General features: G+C 62.0%; 22 protein-coding genes. 7 read left to right on the forward strand and 15 right to left on the reverse strand.

Translation table 11 applies throughout. From position 1 onward, the window contains the following. Positions 1–2: 2 nt before the first annotated feature. A complete protein-coding gene (locus ACGYK4_RS07260; protein WP_394455828.1) occupies positions 3–821 on the forward strand; it encodes a methyltransferase domain-containing protein in 819 nt (272 codons plus the stop codon). A gap of 52 nt (positions 822–873) precedes the next feature. Next, a complete protein-coding gene (gene hemH, locus ACGYK4_RS07265) occupies positions 874–1,950 on the forward strand; it encodes a ferrochelatase (protein WP_067261125.1) in 1,077 nt (358 codons plus the stop codon). A gap of 106 nt (positions 1,951–2,056) precedes the next feature. On the opposite strand, the gene ACGYK4_RS07270 is transcribed toward hemH, so the two are convergent. Then, positions 2,057–2,239: a hypothetical protein gene (locus tag ACGYK4_RS07270; RefSeq protein WP_067261136.1), complete on the reverse strand. Its 183-nt coding sequence runs from the start codon at positions 2,237–2,239 to the stop codon at positions 2,057–2,059. A 141-nt stretch (positions 2,240–2,380) separates the two neighbouring features. Next, positions 2,381–2,992 (reverse strand): L,D-transpeptidase, encoded by a 612-nt coding sequence (locus ACGYK4_RS07275; RefSeq protein ID WP_271692654.1) that lies wholly within the window; start codon positions 2,990–2,992, stop codon positions 2,381–2,383. Positions 2,993–3,160: 168 nt separating this feature from the next. Here ACGYK4_RS07275 and ACGYK4_RS07280 point away from each other — a divergent pair, with 168 nt between their 5' ends. Next, complete coding sequence (locus ACGYK4_RS07280) at positions 3,161–3,658, forward strand: CAP domain-containing protein (RefSeq protein WP_394455830.1); 498 nt, start codon at positions 3,161–3,163, stop codon at positions 3,656–3,658. 62 nt (positions 3,659–3,720) lie between these two features. On the opposite strand, the gene ACGYK4_RS07285 is transcribed toward ACGYK4_RS07280, so the two are convergent. From ACGYK4_RS07285 to ACGYK4_RS07315, 7 genes are all read right to left on the reverse strand, one after another. Then, the gene (locus tag ACGYK4_RS07285; protein ID WP_168612924.1) at positions 3,721–4,218 is read right to left on the reverse strand and encodes a murein L,D-transpeptidase family protein; all 498 of its coding nucleotides are present in this window, start codon (positions 4,216–4,218) and stop codon (positions 3,721–3,723) included. Positions 4,219–4,330: 112 nt separating this feature from the next. Beyond that, positions 4,331–5,554, reverse strand: coding sequence for a class I SAM-dependent RNA methyltransferase (locus ACGYK4_RS07290; protein WP_394455831.1), 1,224 nt, complete (start codon positions 5,552–5,554; stop codon positions 4,331–4,333). A 37-nt stretch (positions 5,555–5,591) separates the two neighbouring features. After that, positions 5,592–7,424: an ABC transporter ATP-binding protein gene (locus ACGYK4_RS07295; RefSeq protein WP_394455832.1), complete on the reverse strand. Its 1,833-nt coding sequence runs from the start codon at positions 7,422–7,424 to the stop codon at positions 5,592–5,594. After that, positions 7,421–9,259, reverse strand: coding sequence for an ABC transporter ATP-binding protein (locus tag ACGYK4_RS07300; RefSeq protein ID WP_394455833.1), 1,839 nt, complete (start codon positions 9,257–9,259; stop codon positions 7,421–7,423). The genes ACGYK4_RS07295 and ACGYK4_RS07300 overlap by 4 nt, the downstream gene beginning before the upstream one ends. A gap of 165 nt (positions 9,260–9,424) precedes the next feature. Continuing rightward, positions 9,425–10,585, reverse strand: a complete 1,161-nt coding sequence (locus ACGYK4_RS07305) for a CCA tRNA nucleotidyltransferase (protein ID WP_394455834.1) — start codon at positions 10,583–10,585, stop codon at positions 9,425–9,427. Beyond that, positions 10,582–11,178 (reverse strand): CoA pyrophosphatase, encoded by a 597-nt coding sequence (locus ACGYK4_RS07310; RefSeq protein ID WP_394430312.1) that lies wholly within the window; start codon positions 11,176–11,178, stop codon positions 10,582–10,584. Before ACGYK4_RS07310 ends, ACGYK4_RS07305 begins: the two co-directional genes overlap by 4 nt. A 1-nt stretch (position 11,179) precedes the next feature. Further along, complete coding sequence (locus tag ACGYK4_RS07315; protein ID WP_394430314.1) at positions 11,180–12,154, reverse strand: Hsp33 family molecular chaperone HslO; 975 nt, start codon at positions 12,152–12,154, stop codon at positions 11,180–11,182. Between the two features lie 76 nt (positions 12,155–12,230). Here ACGYK4_RS07315 and ACGYK4_RS07320 point away from each other — a divergent pair, with 76 nt between their 5' ends. Then, positions 12,231–12,668, forward strand: a complete 438-nt coding sequence (locus tag ACGYK4_RS07320) for an NUDIX domain-containing protein (RefSeq protein ID WP_394430316.1) — start codon at positions 12,231–12,233, stop codon at positions 12,666–12,668. On the opposite strand, the gene ACGYK4_RS07325 is transcribed toward ACGYK4_RS07320, so the two are convergent. Beyond that, positions 12,665–13,918, reverse strand: coding sequence for a SpoIIE family protein phosphatase (locus ACGYK4_RS07325; protein WP_394430318.1), 1,254 nt, complete (start codon positions 13,916–13,918; stop codon positions 12,665–12,667). The two genes, ACGYK4_RS07320 and ACGYK4_RS07325, sit on opposite strands and share 4 nt — an antisense overlap. A 78-nt stretch (positions 13,919–13,996) precedes the next feature. Further along, a complete protein-coding gene (gene ilvA, locus ACGYK4_RS07330) occupies positions 13,997–15,229 on the reverse strand; it encodes a threonine ammonia-lyase IlvA (RefSeq protein ID WP_394430320.1) in 1,233 nt (410 codons plus the stop codon). A 124-nt stretch (positions 15,230–15,353) separates the two neighbouring features. Between ilvA and ACGYK4_RS07335 the strand changes: the two genes are divergently transcribed. Further along, the gene (locus ACGYK4_RS07335; protein ID WP_067267886.1) at positions 15,354–16,580 is read left to right on the forward strand and encodes an argininosuccinate synthase; all 1,227 of its coding nucleotides are present in this window, start codon (positions 15,354–15,356) and stop codon (positions 16,578–16,580) included. Positions 16,581–16,721: 141 nt separating this feature from the next. Here ACGYK4_RS07335 and ACGYK4_RS07340 read toward each other — a convergent pair whose 3' ends face one another. Both ACGYK4_RS07340 and ACGYK4_RS07345 read right to left on the reverse strand, forming a co-directional pair. Beyond that, the gene (locus ACGYK4_RS07340) at positions 16,722–17,135 is read right to left on the reverse strand and encodes a hypothetical protein (RefSeq protein ID WP_067267884.1); all 414 of its coding nucleotides are present in this window, start codon (positions 17,133–17,135) and stop codon (positions 16,722–16,724) included. Positions 17,136–17,201: 66 nt separating this feature from the next. Next, positions 17,202–17,900 carry an HAD family hydrolase gene (locus ACGYK4_RS07345; RefSeq protein WP_394455835.1) on the reverse strand — a complete coding sequence of 233 codons (699 nt, stop codon included), beginning with the start codon at positions 17,898–17,900 and terminating at the stop codon, positions 17,202–17,204. A 155-nt stretch (positions 17,901–18,055) separates the two neighbouring features. On the opposite strand from ACGYK4_RS07345, the gene msrA reads away from it, so the two are divergent. Further along, positions 18,056–18,721 carry a peptide-methionine (S)-S-oxide reductase MsrA gene (msrA, locus tag ACGYK4_RS07350; protein WP_394430326.1) on the forward strand — a complete coding sequence of 222 codons (666 nt, stop codon included), beginning with the start codon at positions 18,056–18,058 and terminating at the stop codon, positions 18,719–18,721. Positions 18,722–18,736: 15 nt separating this feature from the next. Here the strand turns inward: msrA and ACGYK4_RS07355 are convergent, their stop codons facing one another. Beyond that, the gene (locus tag ACGYK4_RS07355; RefSeq protein ID WP_394455837.1) at positions 18,737–19,612 is read right to left on the reverse strand and encodes a ribokinase; all 876 of its coding nucleotides are present in this window, start codon (positions 19,610–19,612) and stop codon (positions 18,737–18,739) included. Further along, the gene (locus ACGYK4_RS07360; protein ID WP_209216896.1) at positions 19,612–21,870 is read right to left on the reverse strand and encodes an NADP-dependent malic enzyme; all 2,259 of its coding nucleotides are present in this window, start codon (positions 21,868–21,870) and stop codon (positions 19,612–19,614) included. The genes ACGYK4_RS07355 and ACGYK4_RS07360 overlap by 1 nt, the downstream gene beginning before the upstream one ends. Positions 21,871–22,062: 192 nt before the next feature. On the opposite strand from ACGYK4_RS07360, the gene mutS reads away from it, so the two are divergent. Next, positions 22,063–24,684, forward strand: a complete 2,622-nt coding sequence (gene mutS / locus ACGYK4_RS07365; protein WP_394456132.1) for a DNA mismatch repair protein MutS — start codon at positions 22,063–22,065, stop codon at positions 24,682–24,684. Positions 24,685–24,700 lie beyond the last annotated feature (16 nt).

Raw genomic sequence — 24,700 nt, forward strand, 5'->3', positions numbered from 1 at the left:
CCATGACAGCACAGCCCACCCTGACCGACCCCAAGGCCCTCGCCCAGCACCGCGCCCGCGCGACGGCGCGGGGCATGTTCCTGCAACAGGCAGCCGCCGATGAGGTTCAGGATCGGCTGAGTTTGGTTAAGAAAACGTTTACCGCACCGGCCATCGTGACCGCCTTCCCCCAAATCTGGGCAGAGGCGTTCCCTAAGGCTAAGATCGTCGCCGAGGCCGAGGTGCTGGCACTGGAACCGCAGGCGCATGATCTGGTGATCCACGCCATGGGGCTGCATTGGGCGAATGACCCCATTGGCCAGTTGATCCAATGCCGCCGCGCGCTGCGCCCTGACGGGCTGTTACAGGCCGTGGCGCTTGGCGGGCAAACCCTGCATGAGTTGCGCGCCTGCCTTGGGCAGGCCGAAGCCGAAGTGACCGGCGGCCTGTCGCCCCGCATCGCCCCGATGGGAGAGCTGCGCGATCTGGGCGCGCTGCTGCAACGCGCCGGGCTGGCCCTGCCCGTGGCCGATAGCCAACCGCTGACCGTGGAATATGATGACGCATGGGCCCTGATGCGTGATCTGCGCGAAATGGGAGAGACCAACGCCCTGCAAGCCCGCCTGCGCCGCCCCACGGGCCGCGCCGTGCTGACCCGCGCGGCTGAGCTTTACGCCACGCATTTCACCGCCGCCTCGGGCCGGATCATGGCGACTTTCGACATGATCTTCCTTGCCGGTTGGGCACCGGACGAAAGCCAGCAGAAACCTTTGCGCCCTGGATCAGCGCAGCAACGGCTGGCAGATGCGCTGAATAGTCGCGAGGAACCCCTCCCCGATTGACCCAATCGGCAAAGCGGCTATCTCTGCGCGGATGATATGCGAGGAAACCCCCATGCAGGCAGCCCAGCCCCAATCCGCCCAAGCCGACGCCACCCGGCCCGAACACGGCCCCGGCGATCACCCCAAAGTCCCGCGTCCCAAGGTTGGTGTTCTGCTCGCCAACCTTGGCACGCCGGATGGCTATGACTATTGGTCGATGCGCCGTTACCTGAGCGAGTTCCTTTCGGACCGCCGGGTGATCGACTACAGCCCGTGGAAATGGCAACCGCTGTTGCAGACGGTGATCCTCACCAAACGCCCCTTTGCCAGCGGCGCGGCCTATAAGTCCATCTGGAACGAGGCCGAGAACGAAAGCCCGCTGGCAACGATCACCAAATCGCAAACCGCCAAGATCAAAGCGGCGCTTGAGGCGCGCTACGGGGCCGATGTGATGGTCGATTACGCCATGCGCTATGGCAACCCGTCGACCCGCTCCAAGGTCGAGGCGATGGTCGCCGCTGGATGCCAGAAGATCTTGTTTTTCCCGCTTTATCCGCAATATGCCGGGGCGACGACCGCAACCGCGAATGACGCTTTCTTTGCCGCTCTGGCGAAGGAAAAATGGCAACCCGCTTCGCGCACCGTGGCCCCCTATTTCGACCGGCCCGACTATATCGAAGCGCTGGCGCAATCGGTTGAGCGGGCCTATGCCGCGAAGGACAAGAAGCCCGATCTGCTGGTCTGCTCCTACCACGGTCTGCCGCAGCGCTATCTGATGGAGGGCGACCCCTACCACTGCCAATGTCAGAAAACGACGCGCCTGCTGAAAGAGCGTTTGGGCTGGCAGGACAGTGAGATCATCACGACCTTCCAGTCGCAGTTCGGCCCGGAGGAATGGCTGCAGCCCTATACGGTTGAAGAGGTCGCGCGTCAGGCCAAGGCGGGCAAGAAAAGCATCGCCGTCTGCGCGCCTGCCTTCTCGGCCGATTGCATCGAAACGCTGGAAGAGATCAACGAAGAGATCAAAGAAAGCTTTGAAGAGGCAGGCGGCGAGGATTTCACCTATATTCCCTGCCTGAACGACGATGCGGCGCATATCGAAACGCTGACCACAATCATTACCGAGAACTTGGGCGGCTGGCTGGACTAAGCCCCCGCCTTGGGGTCGCTGCGGCGGCCCCTTTTTTAGAACTTTGCGCAGAAAACAAAAAAGGCGGTGCATTGCACCGCCTTTTCCGTTTTATCGTCAGTTCCGATTAGTCGGAAGCAACAGCTGCGGCAACAAGAGCCAGCAGGATCAGGGGAACCAGGATGCCCGAGGACGAACCTGTTGTTTCTTCCACGATGACCGGTGCTTCTACGATCGGCTCGGCCAGCGAACCAGCAAAAGCAGTCGATGCAGCAGCGGACAGAGCAGCGGCGAGAACGAGTTTCTTCATAACATAACCTCCAGAATAGGCGTGCTGTATCATATACATACACGCACCCAAGACTTACCTCGTAATCCTGTTCTAAACAGTATCGGCAAAAGTTTGCAAACCCGGAATCAGCTATTGCATCAAGGAATCAGGGGGATGTCGTCAAATAAGCAACACCTGCGTGCCGACCTTTGTCAGGGCAAAAAGTTCGGCGATATGTTCGTTATAGAGCCCGATGCAACCATTGGAAGACTTACGACCAATTTTTCTTGTGTCGTGGGTTCCGTGGATACGATAGTAAGTCCAGCTGAGGTACAGCGCATGGGTGCCCAGAGGGTTGTCCGGGCCGGGGCCGACATAGGGCGGCCATTCGGGATTGCGCTTGAGCATCGACGGCGTGGGACGCCAGCTTGGCCCCTCGACCTTTTTGATGACACGGGTCCGGCCACGGCGCGTGAGGTCTTCGGTCAGCGGCACCGAAGAGGGGTAGAGTTTGTAAACGCTCTGATCCTCAGACCAGTAGTGCACCGCCCGGCTGTCGATATCGACCAGCACCGCGCCATTGCGCGTGTTGCTGAAATAGGGGCGCCAATCCAGCATCCGGAAACTTGAGACATTGCGCTTGACCGCTTCGGTCAGGTCACGCTCCGTCTCGGTCGTGGCGGTGGAGTTGAAGGAAGAGGTGCTTTGCGCCAGCGCGGGTGTGGCAAGCATCGCGGCGCTGCCAGCAAGGAAGCCACGGCGGCTCTTGATCGAAAAACGGTGAGCGGACATGGAGCGTCTCCAAAACTGAAATTATGCTAATTAATGCCAATTATATGGCTCGAAAGACGCAGTTTCAATTGAAACCGGGACTGCACGGCAGAGTCATGCCTATGTGCGTTTGAACTGCAACGCGCCCCGATGTAAGGCAGAAAAAACTTCATTGCGTGGAGCGCTCATATGATCCGTATCCTGTCCATTCTACTGGCGCTGACGGTTGCGCTATCTGCCTGTACCCCGTCCAGCACGACCAGCGGCAAAGCTGGCGGCACCTACCGCATCAGCCGCTCCGACGCGGGTACGATCCAATTCCGCATGCTCGACTCCGTCAATGCGCTGCGCAGCTCTGCCGGAGTGACGCCGCTGGCGCTGGATGCCAAGCTGAACGCCGCTGCCGCCACCCATTCGCGCGATATGGCGGTGCAAAACCGCCCCTGGCATTTCGGCTCTGACGGGTCCTCGCCCATCGATCGCATTCAGCGCGTGGGCTACACTGGCGGTCTGGTTGGCGAGGTGATCTCGGAAACCTATGAGACCGAGCTTGAGACCCTCGCCGCATGGATGGAGCAACCCGACACGCGCCGCATCTTGATGGCCCCCGATGGCCGCCAGATGGGTTTCGCATGGCATCAGGAAAACGGTGGCAAGATCTGGTGGACGCTGGTCGTCGGCAACTGATCTTTCACTGAACGAGCGTTTGATCCGGCCCCTGCGGGGGCCGGTGTCGTTTTGGCCGAGCCTTAAGGTGTAATCAGGATCGGCGTGCCATCGCGCACCATCGCGTAGACATCCTCGATTTCCTTATTGGTGACCGCGATACAGCCCCACGTCCAATCGTGCTTTTCCTTCTTCCGCGGGTCTTTCTGCCCGTGGATAAAGATATCGCCCCCTGGGCTTTTGCCCATGGCGCGGGCGTTTTCGATATCGCGCGCATTCGGGTAATCGATCCCGACGGAAAGGTGGAAACGGCTGTTCGGATTGCGACGGTCGATTCGGTACAGCCCTTCGGGCGTGCGACCATCCCCCTCAAAGGCTTTGTGGCCCACCGGAGCGAAGCCCAGCTTGATCCGGTAATCTTCGAGCACGCGGTTATGGTGCAACAGCATCATGCGGCGTTGGCTTTTGTTCACAACCACATAGGTCACTTCGGGACCGGTGTAGCGTTTGAACTTACTGCTACTGCACGCGCCAAGCGCCACCATAGCGGTGCCGCCAAGTATCATCGTCCTGCGTTTCATCACTGTGCCCTCAACGCCCCGGCCATTCCGGCCCTTTTTATCCGCGATACCATAGAGAGGGATTAATTTCACTCAAAAAGCAGTGATCCGCGGCGTCATATGGGGCCGTGGCTCAGCTTTCAGGCAGGGTCAGACAGGCGGCGAGTTCCACATGGGACGACCAGCGGAACTGGTCGACCACCTGCACCCAGTCCAGCCGATAGCCTGCCGCGACCATGTTCTGCACATCGCGGGCAAAGCTCACCGGATTGCAAGAGACATAGGCCACGCGCGGCACCTCGGCGCGGATGATCTCGGCCACCTGCGCTTCGGCCCCCGCGCGGGGCGGGTCGAGCACCACGGCATCGATCTTGGCCAGTTCATCCGGAAGGAGCGGTCGGCGAAACAGGTCGCGTGCCTCGGCAGAGAGCGGCTTGGCCCCCTTGGCCCGACGCCAGCCCCCTTCCAGCGCGGCGATCATCTCGGCATCGCCCTCCACCGCATGCACCCGCGCCTGCTGCGCCAAGGGCAGGGCAAAGGTGCCGCAGCCCGCGAAAAGATCGGCCACAACCTCGGCCTCGCCCACCGCATCCCTGACCGCGTCGAGCAGGGACGATTCGCCATGACGGGTGGCCTGCAAGAAGGCGCCCGGCGGCGGCGTGACCGGCGCATCGCCAAAGCGCTGTACGGGCGGCGCGCGCATCGCGATCACCTCGCCATCCCATGTCAGCCGAGCCAGAGATAGAGCCTCACAAGCCTGCGCCAATTGCTGGCGCAGCGGCCCGTCGAGCGCTTTGCCATTGGCGACAGAGACGTCCAGCCCCTCTTCCGACAGGGTGACCGTGACGGCCAATTCGGCCTTTCGGCTGGCGCCGATCAGCGCGAGTTCTTCGGCGACCTTCAGCCCCGGCAGCAAGGCGGGATCGACCAACTGACAGCCCGGCACCTCGATCAGCACGTCAGAGGCGCGGCCATGAAAGCCCGCCATGGCGCCCTTTTTCGTCCGCCGCGCGGCAAAGGTCGCCCTGCGGCGCGATTGCGCTTGGGAGGTTTGGATGGGGCGAAATTCTGTCTCTAACCCATGAGCCGAAAGCGCATTGCGCACCACATCGACCTTCCAAGCCGCCACGAAATCATCCGTGGCATGCTGCAACTGGCAGCCGCCGCAGGATTTGAAATGGCGACAGGGCGGTGCGACCCGCTGGTCGGAGGGGGTGACGATCCGCACATCGCGAAGCTGCTGCCCGTCGACAACGCCGGTGACGGTTTCCCCCGGCAGGGTCATCGGGGCAAAGATCGGACCTTCGGCGATGCCATCGCCGTGGTGGCCAAGACGCAAGATTTCATGTTCAGTCATAGCCTGCCCATAGCGCGCCAAAGGCGACTGGGAAAGCCTATTCCGCCGCCTTCACATCCAGAAACCCGCCCGACTGCCGATGCCAATAGCGCGCATAAAGCCCGTCTTGGGCAAGCAAATCGGCATGGCTGCCAATCTCTGCAATGCGACCTGCGTCCAGCACCATGATGCGGTCCATCTCGGTCAGGGTCGACAGGCGGTGGGCGATGGCCAGCACGGTTTTGCCCTCCATCACACGGTCTAGGGTTTGCTGAATGGCGGCCTCCACCTCGCTATCAAGGGCGCTCGTCGCCTCGTCCAGCACCAGTATCGGCGCGTCTTTCAGGATGGCGCGGGCCAAAGCGATGCGCTGGCGCTGGCCGCCGGAAAGCTTCACCCCACGCTCCCCCAAATGCGCGTCATAGCCGTGGCGACCTTTGTGATCTTCTAGTTGCTGAATGAACTCATGCGCCTCGGCGCGTTCGGCGGCGGCAATGACCTCGGCCTCGGTCGCATCGGGGCGGCCATACAGGATGTTGTCCCGCGCGGAGCGGTTGAACATCGCCGTCTCCTGCGTGACCATGCCGATATTGCGCCGCAGACTCTCTTGGGTCACCGTCGTAGTATCCACCCCGTCGATCAATATTTTGCCCTGCTCCGGTTCATAGAGCCGCAACAGCAGCGCCACGAGGGTCGATTTCCCCGCCCCCGAAGCACCGACGATGCCCAGCTTCTCACCCGGCCTGATGGTCAGTGAAATCCGGTCGATCCCACCCGTTTGGCGGCCATAGGCAAAGCCGAGATCCCGCAGTTCGATCTGCCCCGCCTCAACGACCAGATCCTTTGCATCAGGCCCATCGTCCAGCCTCACACGCGGCGTCAGGGTCCGCATGCCGTCTTCGACCTCACCGATGTTGGAATAAATCGCCATCAGCGTGAAAGACACCCAGCCGGTCATCTGCGCGATGCGGATCGCGATGGCGCCGGAGGCGACGATATCGCCCTCGCTTGCCAATCCGCGCTGCCACAGCAGGATCGTCCCGCCCAGCAACAGAACCGGCAAAAGCCCCGCAAGGCTCATCAGCGCCAGACGGAACCCGGCGGCGAGATAGCCGAACTCCAAGGCCCGGGCACGGAAGCTCTGCATCGCGGAAAGTGCCGCGCGGTCTTCGTGATCGGCATGGGCGAAAAGCTTCACCGTCTTGATGTTGGTGATCGTATCGACCACCTGCCCCGACACCATCGCCCGCGCCCCGGCCCGTCCCGCGGCCCGTTTGCGCACGCGCGGCAAGAACCAGTTGATCAGCGCCAGATACATCACCAGCCAGACGGAAAACCCAACCGCCACACGCCAGTCGATCGCCAAAAGCAAGGCGACCGACCCCGCCAGAGAGGCAAGCGCAAAGGCCACCACGTTGATCACCTCGGCGGCCACATCCGTCACCGCCCGCGCGGCCTGCATCTGCTTTTGCGCAATGCGCCCGGCGAAGTCTTCGTCAAAAAAATTGACGTTCTGCCCCAGCGTCCAACGGTGCAGCCGCGACAACACCAGCGGGTTTACATTGGGTTGCACCATGATCGCGTTGGAGGCCGAGGAGAGGCCAAACAGCACGGGACGCGCCACAAGGAAAAACGCAATCGCGCCCAAGACCAGAACCAGACTGCTGCCCTCAAAAAACCGCTCCGGCCCCGCGCTGACCGTGGCATCGATCACCTTGCCCAAAATCCACGCTGTGCCCGCCTCCATCGCGCCAGCGGCGGCAGATAGAAAGGCGGCGAGCCAGAGCACCGGCCAAGCGCCTGCAAGGCACCAGCGGATGAAGGCCCAGAGGGTCTGCGGTGGCGGCCCCTCGGCGGGGCGAAACGGGTTGATCCAGTTCGAAATGCTCACGTTTTTTCATCCAATGCGAGAAAACCGCCCGACTGACGGTGCCAGAAAGCTGCATATAGGCCAGCTTTCTGCAAAAGCGCGTCATGGCTGCCCTCTTCGACGATACGGCCCTGATCCAGAACCAGAATTCGGTCCATCTCGGCAATCGTCGACAGCCTGTGCGCGATGGCGATGACGGTCTTGCCCGCCATCATGCCATAGAGCGCTTCCTGAATGACGGCCTCCACCTCACTGTCGAGCGCGCTTGTCGCCTCATCCAGCAACAAGATCGGCGCGTCCTTGAGGATCACCCGCGCCAGCGTGATCCGCTGCCGTTGCCCACCGGACAGTTTCACGCCCCGCTCACCCACCCGCGCGTCATAGCCCGCGCGCCCTTCAGGATCGGTCAGATCGAGGATAAACTCATGCGCCTGCGCCTGTTTCGCCGCCGCGATCATTTCGGCCTCGCTGGCGTCGGGACGGCCATAGAGAATATTCTCGCGCACCGAGCGATGCAGCAGCGAGGAATCCTGCTGCACCATACCGATATGCCGCCGCAAACTCTCTTGCCGGACCTGTGCGATGTCCTGCCCGTCGATCCGGATTTCGCCCGTTTCGGCGTCGTAGAATCGCAGTATCAGCTTCACGAGGGTCGATTTTCCCGCGCCCGAGCGGCCCACAAGGCCAATCCTCTCGCCCGGCTGCACGGTGATATTGATGTCCTGAACCCCGCCGCTATCGCGCCCGTAGTGATGGCTCAGCCCCGCCATTTCAATCCGCCCATCGGTGAGTTTCAGCGGCGGCGCATCGCGGCGGTCGGTGAGGGCGAGGGGCTGGGCAATGGTCTCCATCCCTTCGGCAACGACACCCAATTCGCGGAAAAAGCTCGACAGCGCCCACATGATCCAGCCGGTCATGGAGTTAAGCCGCAGCGCCAGCGCGGCGGCAGCGGCGACGACACCGACGCTTGCCTCCGCGCCCATCCACAACACCAAGGCCCAGCCGACGACGCCCACGATCAACATGCCGTTGAGAAGGGTGAGCACCACATCCATGATGGTGAAGATACGCATCTCACCTTGAAACGTGCGCCGCGCCTCTTCGATGGCCTCGCCCGCGAAATCGACCTCCAGATCATGATGCGCGAACATCTTGACCGAATGGATATTGGTATAGGCATCCACCACACGCCCCGTCACCTGCGACCGCGCGTCCGACGCCGCTTTGGACGCAGGGCCGACCCGTTTGATCGTCCAAGCCACCAAGCCGCCATAGAGGATGAACCACCCCAAAAGCGGCACTAACAAACGGATATCCGAGGTAGAGAGCAGGATCGCCGCGCCGATCATATAGGCCAGCGAATAAGAGATCGCGTCAAAGACCTGAAAGACCACCTCCCCCGCTGCTGGTGGGGTCTGCATAATCCGGTTGGCGATACGCCCGGCGAAGTCATTCTCGAACCAGCCCACGGATTGCCGCAAGACATGGCGATGCGCCCGCCAACGGATCAACGTGCCGAAGTTCGGCAAGATCGCATTGTTCAAAAGCATCACATCGACCGCCTGCACCATGGGCCGCAGCAACAGCACGGCCAGCGCCACGAGGATCAGCTCGGTCCCATGTTCCGCCCACATCTGCGCAGGATCGCTGCCCAGCAGATCGACGATGCGGCCCATGTAGTAGATCAGGCCAACCTCAATCGCGGCGACGAGGATTGCCATCAGCCCGGCGAGGGCAAATACCTTTTTGAACGGCTGCGCATAGTCCCGCAGGAAGGGCCAGAGCCCTTGGGGCGGCACGTCCTTCTCGCGATAGGAGACATAGGGATCGACGAGGTTTTCAAAAAAGCGAAACATGGGGAGACCTTGAAAAACAGACGTGCAAAATGTTCGGCACCGCCCAAGAGTAGAGCCGCAAAGGGGCAATGGTTATGCCAGCTTAGCTGAACCAGATCCCGAGGTACATTTCGCCCATCTCCCTTGTAATGGGCTTTGGATAGACGAATTTCCCCGCGAGTCGACCTAGCTGCGCCGCGCCAATAGGTCCGCCCGGGTCAAGGTGAAGCCGGAGTCGACCCAAAGCTGCTCCAGCCGGGCAAGCTCTTGGCCCAAGGCCGGGCCTTTGAACGCGGGCATCAGGTCTTTGGCCGTTACTGGAAACCGAGCCGCCGCGGCGGTTTTTATTGTCTCTAACATGGCGGTTTCGGGCATCTGTTCCGCCATACAGCCCCGCAGCAAAGCCGCGCCAATGGCCACATCCGCCCCATGACGATAGGCAAGCTCAGGCAATGGTGGCCCTGCGAAGCCCTGCTCTTGCAGCATGGTGAGATGTTTGGCCTCTGCTTTGCTCAACCGCAGACGGTCGGTCAAACCCTCCCCGCCCAGCGCGGCCAGACGCACCAGCCAATCGGGATCAAGGCCAAGCTCTTGTTCGAAATGGACCAGCAGGGAAATCCAACGGTCATCACTCCCCGGTAAAAGCACGGGCAAAGCACCGGTTTGCCGCATCAGAGCCAGTGCGGGGGCAGGATCAGGCGCGCGGAGGAGTTTTTTGAACTCCTGCCCCACACGTTCCGCCGAGAGCGTCTCGAGCCCATCCAAATTCGACGCGATGGCATCCAGTGCCTCAGGCTCTGGCCCCACTTCAACGTCACCATACCACGCCATGAAGCGGAAATAGCGCAGGGTGCGCAGGTAATCTTCGCGGATACGCTGACCTGCGTCCTCGATGAAACGCAACCGGCGCGCGCGCAGGTCGGGCAGCCCGCCCAAGGGGTCGATCACACGGCCCTCGGGCGTGGCATAGAGCGCGTTCATCGTGAAATCCCGACGACGCGCATCGTCGGCGATATCGGTGGAAAAGGCGACGACAGCCCGGCGGCCATCAGTTTCTACATCGCGGCGAAAGGTGGTGATCTCAAAAGGTTTGCCTCCCGAGACCAGCGTCACCGTGCCATGGTCGATCCCTGTCGGCACGGCCTTGACCCCGGCGGCCTTAGCCAGCGCCATCACCGTTTCAGGCGTCGCCTCGGTAGAAAGGTCCACGTCGCTGTCTGGCAGTCCCAGCAGAGCATCGCGCACGCAGCCGCCGACGAAATAGATAGGATGCCCGCCATCCTGCACCACGCGGCAAACCCGCTGTGCGTCTTCGTCATGTAGCCAGCGCGTGCCGGTCGGAATCATTGGTTCATTCGTGTCGCCCATGCCCGCAACATACGCGCGGTCGCGCCCCAGATGTAATAGGGGCCGTAGGGAACGGCGTAATAATACCGCCGCTGGCCGCGCCAACGCCGGGAATGGACAAGGTAGTTGCTGGGGTCGAGTACATGGTCGAGCGGCACGCGAAACACCTCTTCGACCTCGCCGGGTTCTGACACCACGGTGAAATCGCGCGTCACATGGCCGATCACGGGGGTCACGCTAAAGCCGGTGACCGTCTCATGAGCCGGAAGCACGCCCAAGACATCCACGCTATCGCTCGGCAGGCCAATCTCTTCGCGGGCTTCGCGCAGGGCGGCAGCGATGACATCCGCATCCCCGCCGTCTTGCTTGCCCCCCGGAAAGGCGATCTGCCCGGGGTGATGTTTTAACGCCGAAGACCGTTTGGTCAGGATCAGTTCCAGCCGCGCACCGGTATCCACCACCGGGGCCAGCACCCCCGCAGGGCGCAGGGCACGCCCCTCGGGGAGGGTAACCTCTGGGTTCAAATCGAAATCAGAGGATTCCACCCCGGTCTGGGCAAGCGCCTCACGAAAGGTCTGGAACCGGTCGCTCACCTTAGGCCTTGGCGTCGAAACCGACCGTGGCCGGATCAAGGTCGTAATGCGCGCCGCAGAATTGGCAATCGGCGGTAACCCGACCTTCGTCCGTAGTCATCTTTTCGATATCACGGGCCGAGTAGATCGACAGGCTTTGCCGCACGCGGTCTTCGGAACAGGTACAGCCGAAACGCACCGGCTGGGGGTCATAGACCCGCGGTTGTTCCTCGTGAAACAATCGCAGCAGCAGATCGGTCGGCGGAACGCTGGGGCCGATCAGCTCCAAATCCTCAACGGTGCCGAGCAGGATGTTCACCCGGTTCCAATCCTCGGCCTCATCGCCCTCGACCAAGTCATCGGCCTTGAGGATATCACCGCTCCCCTCGCCCGAGGCCGCCAACGGCGAGCCTTTGGGCATATGCTGCAACATGATGCCACCGGCGCGCCAATGCTCCGGCTCATCCGGGCCGGACGATTTGCCAAAGCTCAGGGAAAAGCGGGTCGGCAACTGTTCGGACTGGGCGAAATAGGCTTCGGCACAGGCGGCCAGAGACCCACCGGCCAGCGGCGTGATGCCCTGATAGGGGGTCATGCCTTGGCCTTGGTCGATCATGATCGCAAAATAGCCTTCGCCGACCTGCTCGAACGGGGCGTCATCGGTCAGCCGGTCCGCATCATAGCTGGCATAGGCGCGGATGCGCGCAGGCTCGCCTTCCTTCTCGGGGCCGTAGTAATCGGTCGCGATCATCCGAACGGCACCTTTGGACTGCACTTGCAGCGACAGCTTCCAACGCAGTTTGATCGTCTGGCCGATCAATGCGGTCAGCAACGCCATCTCGGCCACCAGCGCTTCGACCTGCGGCGGATAGTCGTGCTGTTTCAGGATGCCTTCCAACACGCCATCAAGCCGCGCCACGCGGCCGCGCATGTCGACATCATCAAGCTGAAAGGGCAGAACGGTATCGTCCCACGCGATTTTAGTTCCTTGGGTCATCGGGTTTCCTTATCGGGGGCCGCTTGGCATACCGCGTCTATATAGGCGCAGCAACCCATGGAAAAAGGGGCAGCATATGATCCGACGTACAGGTGAGACACCACAGCCCAGCCAACGCTACACGCCGCGACCCGGCGTCTATGCCATTCTGCCGCTGCAACGCCGCTTTCTGATGACGCTGGAAATGGCGGAGGAGACCGAGGTGCAACTGCCCGGCGGCGGTATCGAGGCGGGGGAATCCCCGCTTCAAGCGCTGCACCGCGAGGTGCTGGAGGAAACCGGCTGGCGCATCGCCCGCCCGCGCCGGTTGGGAGCCTTCCGCCGCTTTACCTATATGAAGGATTACGACCTCTGGGCGCAGAAGATCTGCCACGTCTATGTCGCCCATCCCGTGCGCCAAATCGCCGCCCCGACAGAGCCGCATCACGCCACGCTGGTGCTATCGGCCAGCGAGGCGCTGGCAACCCTCACCAATGAAGGCGATCGTCTGTTCCTGCAACGCCACCTGCGCTAGGCGTTGCCGTGATACTCAAGCAATATCCCCGAGACATCATCGGGGAAATCGCGGCTAGCAGCGAATTCCGACAGCTTCCAAACCAGCGCACTCAGCAACGCCGGGCCGCTGAACCGGCGCAATTCGCCCAACATGCGCGCCAAACCCTCTTCGCCCAACATCTCCCCCCCCGGATCGGGGCATTCCGTCACCCCATCAGATAGGACCAACAAACGATCCCCCGGCGCCATCTGAAGCTTATAGTCCTCGAACCCGACTCCAGAAAGCAGCCCGACAGGGAAGCCCCCGGTGCCCGACTGTTCGACCCGCCCATCCGAGCGCAGCAAGGCGGGATGCGGATGCCCCGCCTGCGCGACAGTGACCTCCCCAGACGTGAGATCCGCAATCGCGAGCATCAGGGTGAAATAATGCTCCGTCTCCATCTCATGAAGAACAAGATCGTTCAGTTCCGCAATCACTTCGCCCGGTGGTCGCGCCGCGTAGGTCCCCCCGGGCAAAAGCGTAAGCGCAAGGTTCTGATCCGGCGTGGCCGCCGACAGATACCCCGCCAGCCGCGCCGTCATCAGGGCCGAACTGATCCCATGCCCAGACACATCCAAGCCAAACAGCCCCACGACCCCCGGCCGCACCGGGAAATACCCCACCAAATCCCCGCCAACATGCCCGGCAGAGCGCAGCATCATCGACAGATTGCCCCCCTCCATGGCGCGATAACGCTCCCGGAGCAGCGATTGCTGGAATTTCTTCGCCTCGACCAAATCCTTGTCGATCCGCGCATGCACCTGCCGCAGAATATCCAAAGTCTCGGTAGTCAGCTGGTTTTTCTGCGTCAGCTCCCGCTGCATGGCCAGAAAACGCGCCCCCGCCATTAGACGCGCGCGTAGCTCCGGCAGACCGGCGGGCCGTATCAGAACATCATCAGCCCCCGCATCAAGGGTGCAGTCCACCCCCTCCTGACTATCGGCCAACAGAATGACATAACTGCCGCGCCCTTGCGAAAGCTCCCGAAAAGCCCGGCAAAAATCGAGCCCCGATATCGCCCCACTGCAAAGTACGATATCAGGCCACCCCTGCGCGCAAAGGGCCAACGCCTCGGCTTCCGAGGCGGCAGAGACCACCTCATACCCCCATCCCTTCAGCGCGGTCGAAAGACAGGCCCGCCGGGTCTCATCCCCCTCGACCACCAAAACCAAGGACGCCACAGCAGGTGTCGCCACTGCTTCGGAAAGGCTGGGGATATCCAATTTCATGCGACACGATCCTGACAGACCCTGTCGAGTTAGCCTACCAAGCCTTTCCAGAAGGTGAATCCTTCCGGTCTTCCGCCCCTACAGAACGAACTGCGCCAAGGTTTCGTCGTTGGTGATATCCGTATAGGTAAAGCCCGATTGCCCCAACTGCTCGAGAAACGGTTTGAAATTTTCAGGCCGCCGCGTCTCGATCCCGATCAGGACCGAGCCAAAGTTTCGCGCCGATTTTTTCAAATACTCAAAGCGGCAAATGTCATCCTCCGGCCCCAGCAGCATCAGGAATTCCTTCAACGCCCCGGGCCGCTGCGGCATGCGCAGGATGAAATATTTCTTCACACCCGAATAGCGCTGCGCCCGCTCCTTGACCTCCGGCAAACGCTCGAAATCGAAATTACCCCCCGAGGCCACGCAAACCACCGTCTTGCCCACAATCTGATCGGCCACCTCACCGAGCGCATCGATCGATAGCGCGCCTGCCGGCTCCAACACGATGCCTTCGACATTCAACATCTCGTTGATCGTCACGCAGATCCGGTCCTCAGGCAGATGCACCACATCCGCCGGGTTCACCCCGCGCAAACGCTCAAAGGTCCGCGCGCCGATCTTGGCCACCGCAGCACCATCGACAAAGTTGTCGATCGGAGAAACATCAACCGGCGCCCCGGCTTCCAACGCCCGCGCAAGGCTCGGCGCACCGGCGGGTTCGACGAATGTATAGTCGCAGGCATCCCCGAAATAGCTGACCACCCCCGAAGACAGCCCGCCGCCGCCCACCGGCAAGATTACCCGGTCGGGCACCCGGCCCAACTGCGCGGCAATCTCCACCGCGACCGAAGCCTGCCCCTCGATCACGTCGTCATCATCGAAGGGCGACAGAAAATGCGCCCCCTCCTCCCGACAGAAATCCTGCGCTGCGGCCAGCGTGGCGTCAAAATAATCCCCCACCAGCCGGATCTCGACATTCTTACCGCCGAACATGCGGGTCTTCTGCACCTTCTGCTGCGGCGTCGTCACCGGCATGAAGATCACGCCGCGCACCCCGAAATGACTACAAGCAAAAGCCACCCCCTGCGCATGGTTCCCGGCAGAGGCACAGACGAAAACCCCCTGCCCCGGGATCACCTTGCGCATCGCATTGAAGGCCCCGCGCAGCTTGTAGGAGCGCACCGGGCTCAGATCCTCGCGCTTCAACCAGATATCCGCGCCAAATCGCTCCGACAGATGTTCATTGCGCAAAAGCGGTGTCGCCGGGAACAATGCCCGCAGCGCCTCTGCCGCCGCCTGTGCTTTTCGTGCAAATTCATCCGCCATCTGTGCTCTCCTTGCTGCCGTTCGTCGATAGGCGCGCAGCCAGCATAGGTCAACGCGGGCTTCAATCTTGCCCGCGCCCGCGAAAACCGCTACCTCGCAGGGCGAACTTGAAAGGAAACCCGTCATGTCCGCGCCCAAGAAAGTCGTGCTTGCCTATTCCGGCGGCCTCGATACCTCGATCATCCTCAAATGGCTGCAAACCGAATATGGCTGCGAGGTGGTGACCTTCACCGCCGATCTCGGCCAAGGCGAAGAGCTGGAACCGGCCCGCAAAAAGGCCGAGATGATGGGCATCGCGCCTGAGAACATCTACATCGAAGACGTGCGTGAGGAATTCGTCCGCGACTTCGTCTTCCCAATGTTCCGCGCCAATGCGGTCTATGAAGGTCTCTACCTCCTCGGCACATCCATCGCCCGCCCGCTGATCTCTAAGCGTCTGGTCGAGATCGCCGAAGAAACCGGCGCCGATGCCGTCGCCCACGGCGCCACCGGCAAGGGCAACGATCAGGTCCGCTTCGAGCTGGCCGCCTATGCGCTGAACCCCGACATCAAGGTCATCGCCCCCTGGCGCGAATGGGACCTGTCGAGCCGCACCAAGCTTCTGGCCTTCGCCGAGCAGAACCAGATCCCAATCGCCAAGGACAAGCGCGGCGAAGCGCCCTTCTCGGTCGACGCCAACTTGCTGCACACCTCCTCCGAAGGTAAGGTGCTCGAAGACCCGGCGGTCGACGCGCCCGACTACGTCTACCAGCGCACCGTGAACCCCGAAGACGCCCCCGACACGCCCGAATACGTCGAGATTGGATTCGAGCGCGGCGATGCGGTCAGCATCAACGGCGAAGCCATGTCCCCCGCCACGATCCTCACCAAGCTCAACGAACTTGGCGGCAAACACGGCTGCGGCCGCCTCGATCTGGTCGAAGGCCGTTTCGTCGGCATGAAGTCCCGCGGCATCTACGAGACCCCGGGCGGCACTTTGCTCTTGGAAGCGCACCGCGGCATCGAATCCATTACCCTCGACCGCGGCGCCATGCACCTCAAGGACGAGCTGATGCCGAAATACGCCGAGCTTATCTACAACGGCTTCTGGTACAGCCCCGAACGGACCATGCTGCAAGCCGCCATCGACGCGAGCCAAACCCATGTCACCGGCACCGTGCGCCTCAAGCTCTACAAAGGCCATGTCCGCACCGTCGGTCGCTGGTCCGATCACAGCCTCTACTCCGAGGCCCATGTGACCTTCGAAGACGACGCTGGCGCCTACGACCAGAAAGACGCCGCAGGCTTCATCCAACTAAACGCCCTGCGCCTCAAACTCCTCGCCGCCCGCGACAAACGCAGCAAAGGCTGAAGCACGGGACCCCAATCCCCCTTCATCCTTTCTCAAATACCACGGGGGTCCGGGGGCAGCGCCCCCGGCGGCCAGCCCCAGATAGAAACGCAAAAGGCCCGGACGCTCCCGCCCGGGCCTTTCTCTGAGCCGCCTACCGGATCAATCGGCAGTGACAACCGTCATCACCAGCTCCCCATTCGGTTTGATCGGCCCGTCTTCCTTGGCGCCCAACGTATATTCGAACACGCCGGTTTTCATGCCACCATCTTCGGAATGCACCATCAACATTAGCATGTCGCCCGAAGCTACGTCCTCTTGCAGGATCGCGACGACATCCATGTTCTCACCCGCGCGCAGCGGCGCATAGCCGACCACGGGGCCGGGCTTCATGTCGGCGTCGGTGCGGTGCACAACCAGCCAGCCATTCTCGCCCGCCATCACCTTATCGGCAGTGACGACGCCATTCGATACATCCTGACCCGAGGCTTCGACCATGGCCATTGCATGGGCATCCGCCCATGCGCCACCGGCGATCATGGACAGGGCGATTGCGGTGCTTGCAAATTTTTTCATCTGGTTTTCCCTCCGTTTGAAATAGCACCGTAGTCACGACAGCCCCGCGAAATAGTTTCGCGGTCTTCAGGAATTTTTCAGACGTTCCGCAAACAGCCGCTCATAGTAGGGCATGGCGGCCTCCAGAACTTCCGCCTCTGCTCCTTTAAGCTCGGGCAGTTCCCCCTCCGGCCCCGCGAAACCGGTGCTGCGATGGATCGCCCCATACCAATGCGGCGCCCAAACCCCATCCTCGGCCCGCCGCCCGGCGGGCCAATGCAGCATCGCAGGATCAAAGGGCAAGTCGATGGCGGCGCAAAGCCTGCGCAGCATCCCCTCCGGATCCGCGCGGATATCACCGCTGTCGATGACAAGTCCGCCCAACCGTTCGAAGAGCATGACTTGCCGGTCAAATCCGATATCCGCCAAACGGGGCGCTTCGCGCTTTTCCGCATAGCTTGCGATCACCCGGGCGGGATGGCGGATCAGGTGGATGTTCATGCAATCCTCGGCCCAATCGAGCGGGAAACTGTCGATCATATGCTGCGCCATATGTTTCATATAAAGATGCCGGGTGCCGTCTTGCACAAAGCCAATAGGCACAAGCGCGGGGTCTTGCTCTTGCGCCGCCAGAACCGCGTCGCGCATTGGATGATCCAGCCCCGTCGCCTTGAGATAAGCCGCGTAGAACGGCTCATCCATCGAGGTGAAATCCGCACGCGCTCCGAAACTATACATCATCGCAGTGCTGAGATTGCGTGGCCCTGACCACATCGCAATACGCATGAAAGGCTTCTCCCATTGCCGTTTCACCCGGAACGCTAGAAAGAACGCGCCCGCGCGCCAAGTGGTAAATTGCCTTCACCAGAGCGTGACTTTCCCCGCCCCGGCCTTGCGCTATCTCCGCCCCAGCGGCAAGCCTAGGCCTGAGGAGGACCGAAATGTTCCAAAAATCAATGTTCAAACCCGCCATCCTGACCCTTGCGATCACTCTGGGCCTCGCCGCGCAGAACCGACCTGCGGCGGCAGCGGAGACCGAGGTGCTGACTGTAGCGGGCGGCTGCTTCTGGTGCGTCGAAGCCGATTTCGAATCCGTCAAAGGCGTGAAAGAGGCCATCTCGGGCTTTGCCGGGGGCCGCACCAAGAACCCGACCTACAAAGAAGTCACCGGCGGCAACACCGGCCATTACGAAGCGGTGCAGATCCAATTCGACCCGGATGTGGTCAGCCGCAAGACACTGCTTGATCTCTTCTTCCGCTCGATTGACCCAACAGATGCAGGCGGGCAATTCTGTGACCGGGGCGAAAGCTACCGGACCGCGATTTTCGCGGGCAGCCCCGCCCAGAAAAGCGCGGCAGAGGCTGCCAAGGCAGAAGCGCAGGCCGCCCTTGGGACCAAGGTCGTGACGCCGATCCTTGGCGATGCGCCCTTTTACCCGGCCGATGATTATCACCAGGACTACTACAAAAGCAGCGACCGGCTGGCGTTCAGCAGTGTCGGCGTGGCTGTGAAAAAATCGGTCGCCTACAAACGCTACCGCAAGGGCTGTGGCCGTGACGCCCGCGTGAAACAGCTTTGGGGCAGCGCGGCCCCCTTCGTGAAGTAACCGCGCTCCAAAAGCCTAGCTGCGAAAATCGTGATCCCGGATCTCTTTCAGATCGGGGATCACATCCGCCGTGCCATGACGCGTGACCATCAAGGCCCCGGCGCGCATGGCCAGTTCAATCGCCTGCGGCATGGTCATCCCCCGGTCCAACCCGGCCAGCAGATAGCCGGTGAAAGTATCGCCCGCGCCGGTCGTATCCACCGCATCGACTTGATAGGCGGGGAAGCTTTCGACCAGATGTGCCTTGTTAGAGACCCATTCACAGCCCCCCGCCCCCAGCGTCACCACGATGTCGTCGATCGGCAGCTGCCGCAGCTCGCCCCCCGTCGCGGCCCGTAGCTGCGCCGCCTCGACCTCGTTCAGCACCAATAGGTCGATCTGTTCGAGGATCGCCGTCACCGCATCCGCATCGAAAGGGGCTGCGGCATAGGCCAGTCGCAGGCCTAGAGTTTTCGCCGTTCGCGCCGCGAACCGCTGCCCGTTGGTTTCATTCTGCATCAACAGCCAATCGCCCGAGGAAGCCTCGCTCAGCGCGGCCCCGATCATCTCGTCGGTGATCTCGTGATTGGTGCCGGGGAAGATGACGATATTGTTCTCCCCCCCCAGATCGACGGCAATGTTGGCGTGACCGGTCACGCCCTCCATCAAGGTGATATGCGCCGTTTCGACCCCATATTCCAAAAGCCGTTCCAGCGCCCAACCGCCATCGGCGCCCAACGCGCCGACATGCATCACCCGCGTCCCGGCCCGGGCGGCGGCGACCGACATATTGGCCCCCTTCCCACCCAGCCCCTGCCGAAAATCACGGGCTGAAATGGTCTCTCCCGGTCCCGGCAGATGGGGCAGCAGATAGAAGTTATCCGCGTTGATAGAGCCGAGGTTCCAGATCATCAGCCCACCTTACAGGCCGCGAGAATGGCCATGTTAAGGATGTCATTCGCCGTCGAGGTGGAAGAGCAGATCTGAATCGACTTATCGAGGCCCGTAAGGATCGGCCCGATCACCGTCGCCCCCGCCATCTCCTGCATCAGCTTGACCGAGATGCTGGCCGAGTGCCGCGCTGGCACCACGAGGATGTTCGCAGGCCCCGTCAGCCGCGAGAACGGATAATTCGCCTGACTGGCCGCGTTCAGCGCCACGTCGACGGTCATCTCACCCTCATATTCGAAATCCACCCCGCGCTGATCCAACACCTCGGGCGCGAGGTGCATCTTCTCGGCGCGTTCCGACACGGGATAGCCGAAGGTCGAGAAGCTGACGAAGGCGACCCGAGGCTCCAGCCCAAGATGCCGCGCCACGCGCGCGCCGCTTTCGGCGATATTCGCCAGATCGTTCTCATCGGGCCATTCATGCACCAAGGTGTCGGCGATAAAGACGATGCGCCCCTTGTGCAGCAACGCGGTGATGCCCGCGGCCCCGGCCTCGGCATTGGCATCGAAGACGTGGTTGAGCCGCTCCAAGACATGCGCCGACTTGCGGGTCGCCCCGGTCACCAGACCGTCGCCATGACCATGCGCCAGCATCAGTGCGGCAAAGACATGGCGGTCGCGCGAGGCGAGGCGGTGGATGTCCTTGCGGTCGAACCCCTTGCGCTGCAAACGGCCATAAAGAAAGTCTTTGTAGGTCGCCAGATGCTGGGTGTTGGCGGCGTTCACCACCTCCAACTCGCGCACCGCGTCGGCCATGCCTGCTTCTTCGAGCTTGGCGCGCACGTCGTCCTCCCGGCCCACCACCAGCGCCTTGCCCAAGCCTGCGCGCTGGTACATGACCGCCGCGCGCAGCACCTTGGGATCGTCCCCCTCGGCAAAGATCATCCGCGCCTGATTGGCCCGGGCGCGGGCGTTGATGCCGCGCAGGATGCTCGCCGTCGGGTCCATCCGCGACTTCAGCCCGACCTCGTAGGCGTCCATGTCGATGATCGGGCGCCGCGCGGCCCCGGTGTCCATGCCCGCCTTGGCCACGGCGGGCGGAATGCGGTGGATGAGGCGCGGGTCGAAAGGCGTGGGAATGATGTAGTCGCGGCCAAAGCTCAGCGTGCGGCCATAGGCCAGCGCCACCTCGTCTGGCACATCCTCGCGCGCCAGTTGCGCCAGCGCATGGGCGCAGGCGATCTTCATCTCGTCGTTGATGGCCCGGGCATGGATGTCGAGCGCGCCGCGGAAAAGATAGGGAAAGCCCAGCACGTTGTTAACCTGGTTCGGGTAGTCCGAGCGCCCGGTGGCGACGATGGCGTCCATGCGGACCTCATGCGCCTCTTCGGGCGTGATCTCCGGGTCCGGGTTGGCCATGGCGAAGATCACCGGGTTGTCGGCCATCGAGGCCACCATCGCAGGCGTCACCGCCCCCTTGACCGAGACGCCGAGGAAGACATCCGCGCCCTTCATCGCCTCTTCGAGCGTGCGCAGTTCGGTATTGGCGGCATGGGCCGATTTCCACTGGTTCATGCCCTCGGTGCGACCCTGATAGATCACACCCTTGGTGTCGCACATGATGCAGTTGTCGTGTTTCGCGCCCATCGCCTTGAGCAGTTCCAAACAGGCGATGCCCGCCGCCCCCGCGCCGTTGAGCACAATCTTCACGTCCTCGATCTTCTTGCCCGAGAGGTGCAACGCGTTGATCAGCCCGGCGGCACAGATCACCGCCGTGCCGTGCTGGTCGTCGTGGAAGACGGGAATGTCCATCTCTTCCTTCAGGCGCTGCTCAATAATGAAACACTCGGGCGCCTTGATGTCTTCGAGGTTGATCCCGCCGAAGGTCGGCCCCATCAGCTTGCAGGCGTTGATGAAAGCCTCGGTGTCCTCGGTATCAAGCTCGATGTCGATGGAGTTCACATCCGCGAAGCGCTTGAACAGAACCGCCTTGCCTTCCATCACCGGTTTGGAGGCCAGCGCGCCGAGATTGCCAAGCCCCAACACCGCCGTCCCGTTTGAGATCACGGCGACCAGATTGCCCTTGTTGGTGTAGTCATAGGCTGTCTCGGGGCTTTCGGCGATGGCCTCACAAGGGACGGCCACACCTGGGGAATAGGCAAGGCTCAGGTCACGCTGTGTGGTCATCGGCACGGTGGCCGAGATCTCGAACTTGCCGGGTGTCGGTTCGAGGTGAAAGGCAAGCGCCTCTTCAGAGGTGATACGGTTCTTTCTCGTCACGACATTACCTTTCTTCTGCTTAGGGATCTTCTTAGCCACGATCCGAGTTCAGCACAACGCAAGCCCCACGTCAGTGCAAATCGCATGACAAAGACCGCCCAAGGCCCCGCACCCCCTTTCGCTGCGCCGGGGGGTTTTGTAGGGTCCGCGCGGCAACAGGGGGCAGCCGTGCAGACAGAAAAAGTAACGCCAATGATGGCGCAATATCTCGAGCTTAAAGCGGACCACGCGGATGCGTTGCTGTTCTACCGCATGGGCGATTTTTACGAGATGTTCTTTGACGATGCCATCGCCGCGGCAGAGGCGTTGGACATCGCGCTCACCAAACGCGGCAAGCATCAGGGCAAGGATATCGCCATGTGCGGCGTGCCGGTGCATGCCGCCGAAGGCTACCTGCTGACGCTGATCCGCAAGGGGTTTCGCGTCGCCGTCTGCGAGCAGATGGAAAGCCCCGCCGAGGCCAAGAAGCGCGGCTATAAATCGGTGGTGAAACGCGACGTGGTGCGGCTGGTGACGCCGGGCACGTTGACCGAGGAAAGCCTGCTTGAGGCGCGCCGGCATAACTACCTCGCCGCCTTTGCCGAGGTGCGCGATGCTTGTGCGATGGCTTGGGTCGATATCTCGACCGGTGCGTTTCACGTGATGCCGCTGGCCCAAGTCCGGTTGGGGCCGGAACTGGCGCGGCTATCGCCCTCGGAACTGATCGTCTCAGAGGCGAAAGAGACGGAATTGCACGAGGTTGTCTCTGATTTCGGGATCGCACTGACGGGTCTGGCCCGTTCGGCCTTTGACAGCACCAGTGCGGAAAAACGGGTCTGCGACCTGTTTGATATTGCAACGCTAGAGGCTTTCGGCAGCTTCACCCGCGCCGAAGTCTCCGCCATGGGAGCGGTAATAGAATACCTCACTATCACCCAACGCGGCAAGCTGCCCCTGCTCCGCCCGCCTCAGAAAGAGGCCGAGGCCCGCACCGTTCAGATTGACGCGGCAACGCGGCGCAATCTGGAACTGACGCACTCGCTGAACGGGGGCCGCGCCGGGTCTTTGCTGTCGATCATGGACAATACCGTCACCGCCGGGGGCGCGCGCCTGCTGGAGCGGCGGATCTCAAGCCCTTCGCGTGTTGTCGATGTGGTCACCTCCCGCGCCGATGCGGTCAGCTTTGCCTATGACAATGCCCGCGTTGCCGAAGACATTCGCCAACGTCTGCGCAATGTGCCGGACCTTGACCGGGCGCTGTCACGCCTCTCGCTCGACCGGGGTGGACCGCGCGACCTTGCCGCGATCCGCAATGGGTTGATCGAAGCCGAGGCTTTGCACCTAAGCCTGACACAACAGGATCTCCCCGACCTGCTTCGCGAAGCTGCGGAAGGGTTGCAGGGCCATGGAGATCTTATTGACCTGCTGGATCACGCGCTGGTGGCCGAGCCCCCGCTGATGGTGCGCGACGGCGGATTCATCGCCCCCGGCCATGACGCCGACCTCGACGCCGCGCGCGAGCTGCGCGACGAAGGCCGCAGCGTAATCGCGGGCATGCAGCAGCAGTTCGTCTCTGATACGGGGATTTCGTCGCTCAAGATCAAGCACAATAATGTGCTGGGATACTTCGTCGAATGCACCGCGGCCCATGCCGAGAAGATGCTGAACCCGCCGCTGTCAGAGACCTTTATCCACCGGCAGACCACGGCCAACCAAGTGCGCTTTACCACTGTCGAACTGTCCGAGTTGGAGACGAAAATCCTCAATGCGGGCAACCACGCGCAGGAGATCGAAAAGCGGCTCTACGAAAGCCTTCGGAGCGCAATTCTAGAGCATGCCGCAGAGATCGGACAAGCCTCTGCCGGGTTGGCCGAGGTCGATCTGGCCACCGGTCTGGCCGACCTCGCGCGGAGTGAGAATTGGACCCGCCCGCGCGTGGATATGTCCCGCGCCTTCGACATCCAAGGCGGGCGGCATCCGGTCGTGGAACGCGCTCTGACCCAGCAATCGGGCGAGCCTTTCATTGCCAATGACTGCGACTTAAGTGCCGAGGGTGAAGCCGCGAATATCTGGCTCCTGACCGGTCCGAACATGGCGGGTAAATCGACTTTCCTGCGCCAGAACGCGCTGATCGCTCTGATGGCGCAGATGGGCAGTTTCGTGCCCGCCACTTCGGCGCATATCGGCGTTGTCAGCCAGCTCTTCAGCCGCGTCGGTGCCTCGGACGATCTGGCGCGGGGCCGCTCGACCTTCATGGTCGAAATGGTCGAGACCGCCGCGATCTTGAACCAAGCCGATGACCGCGCGCTGGTGATCCTCGACGAGATCGGGCGCGGCACGGCCACCTACGACGGCCTCTCTATCGCTTGGGCCACGTTGGAACATCTGCACGACGTGAACCAGACCCGGGCACTTTTCGCCACCCATTACCACGAGATGACGGCACTGGCCGGCAAACTGCCGGGGGTCGACAATGCCACGGTGGCGGTCAAAGAATGGGAGGGTGAGGTCGTCTTCCTGCACGAAGTGCGCAAGGGCGCTGCGGACCGCTCTTATGGCGTGCAGGTGGCGCAACTGGCGGGCCTGCCCGCCCCGGTGATCGCCCGCGCCCGTGTGGTGCTGGAGGCACTGGAGAAAGGTGAGCGCGAAGGCGGCGCGACGCAAAAGACCCTGATCGACGATCTGCCGCTCTTCGCGGCTAGCCCGCCCCCGCAACCAGCCCCGGCGAAAACGTCGCCTGTTGAGGAAAAGCTGAAAGAGATCATTCCCGATGAACTCTCCCCGCGTGAAGCGCTTGAGCTGATCTACAAACTAAAAGAGGCGGCCAAGTCCTGACCGCCTCTTTCGAAAG

It is taken from the genome of Sulfitobacter sp. 1A13368, from assembly GCF_043557275.1.
Taxonomy (GTDB): Bacteria; Pseudomonadota; Alphaproteobacteria; order Rhodobacterales; family Rhodobacteraceae; genus Sulfitobacter; species Sulfitobacter faviae.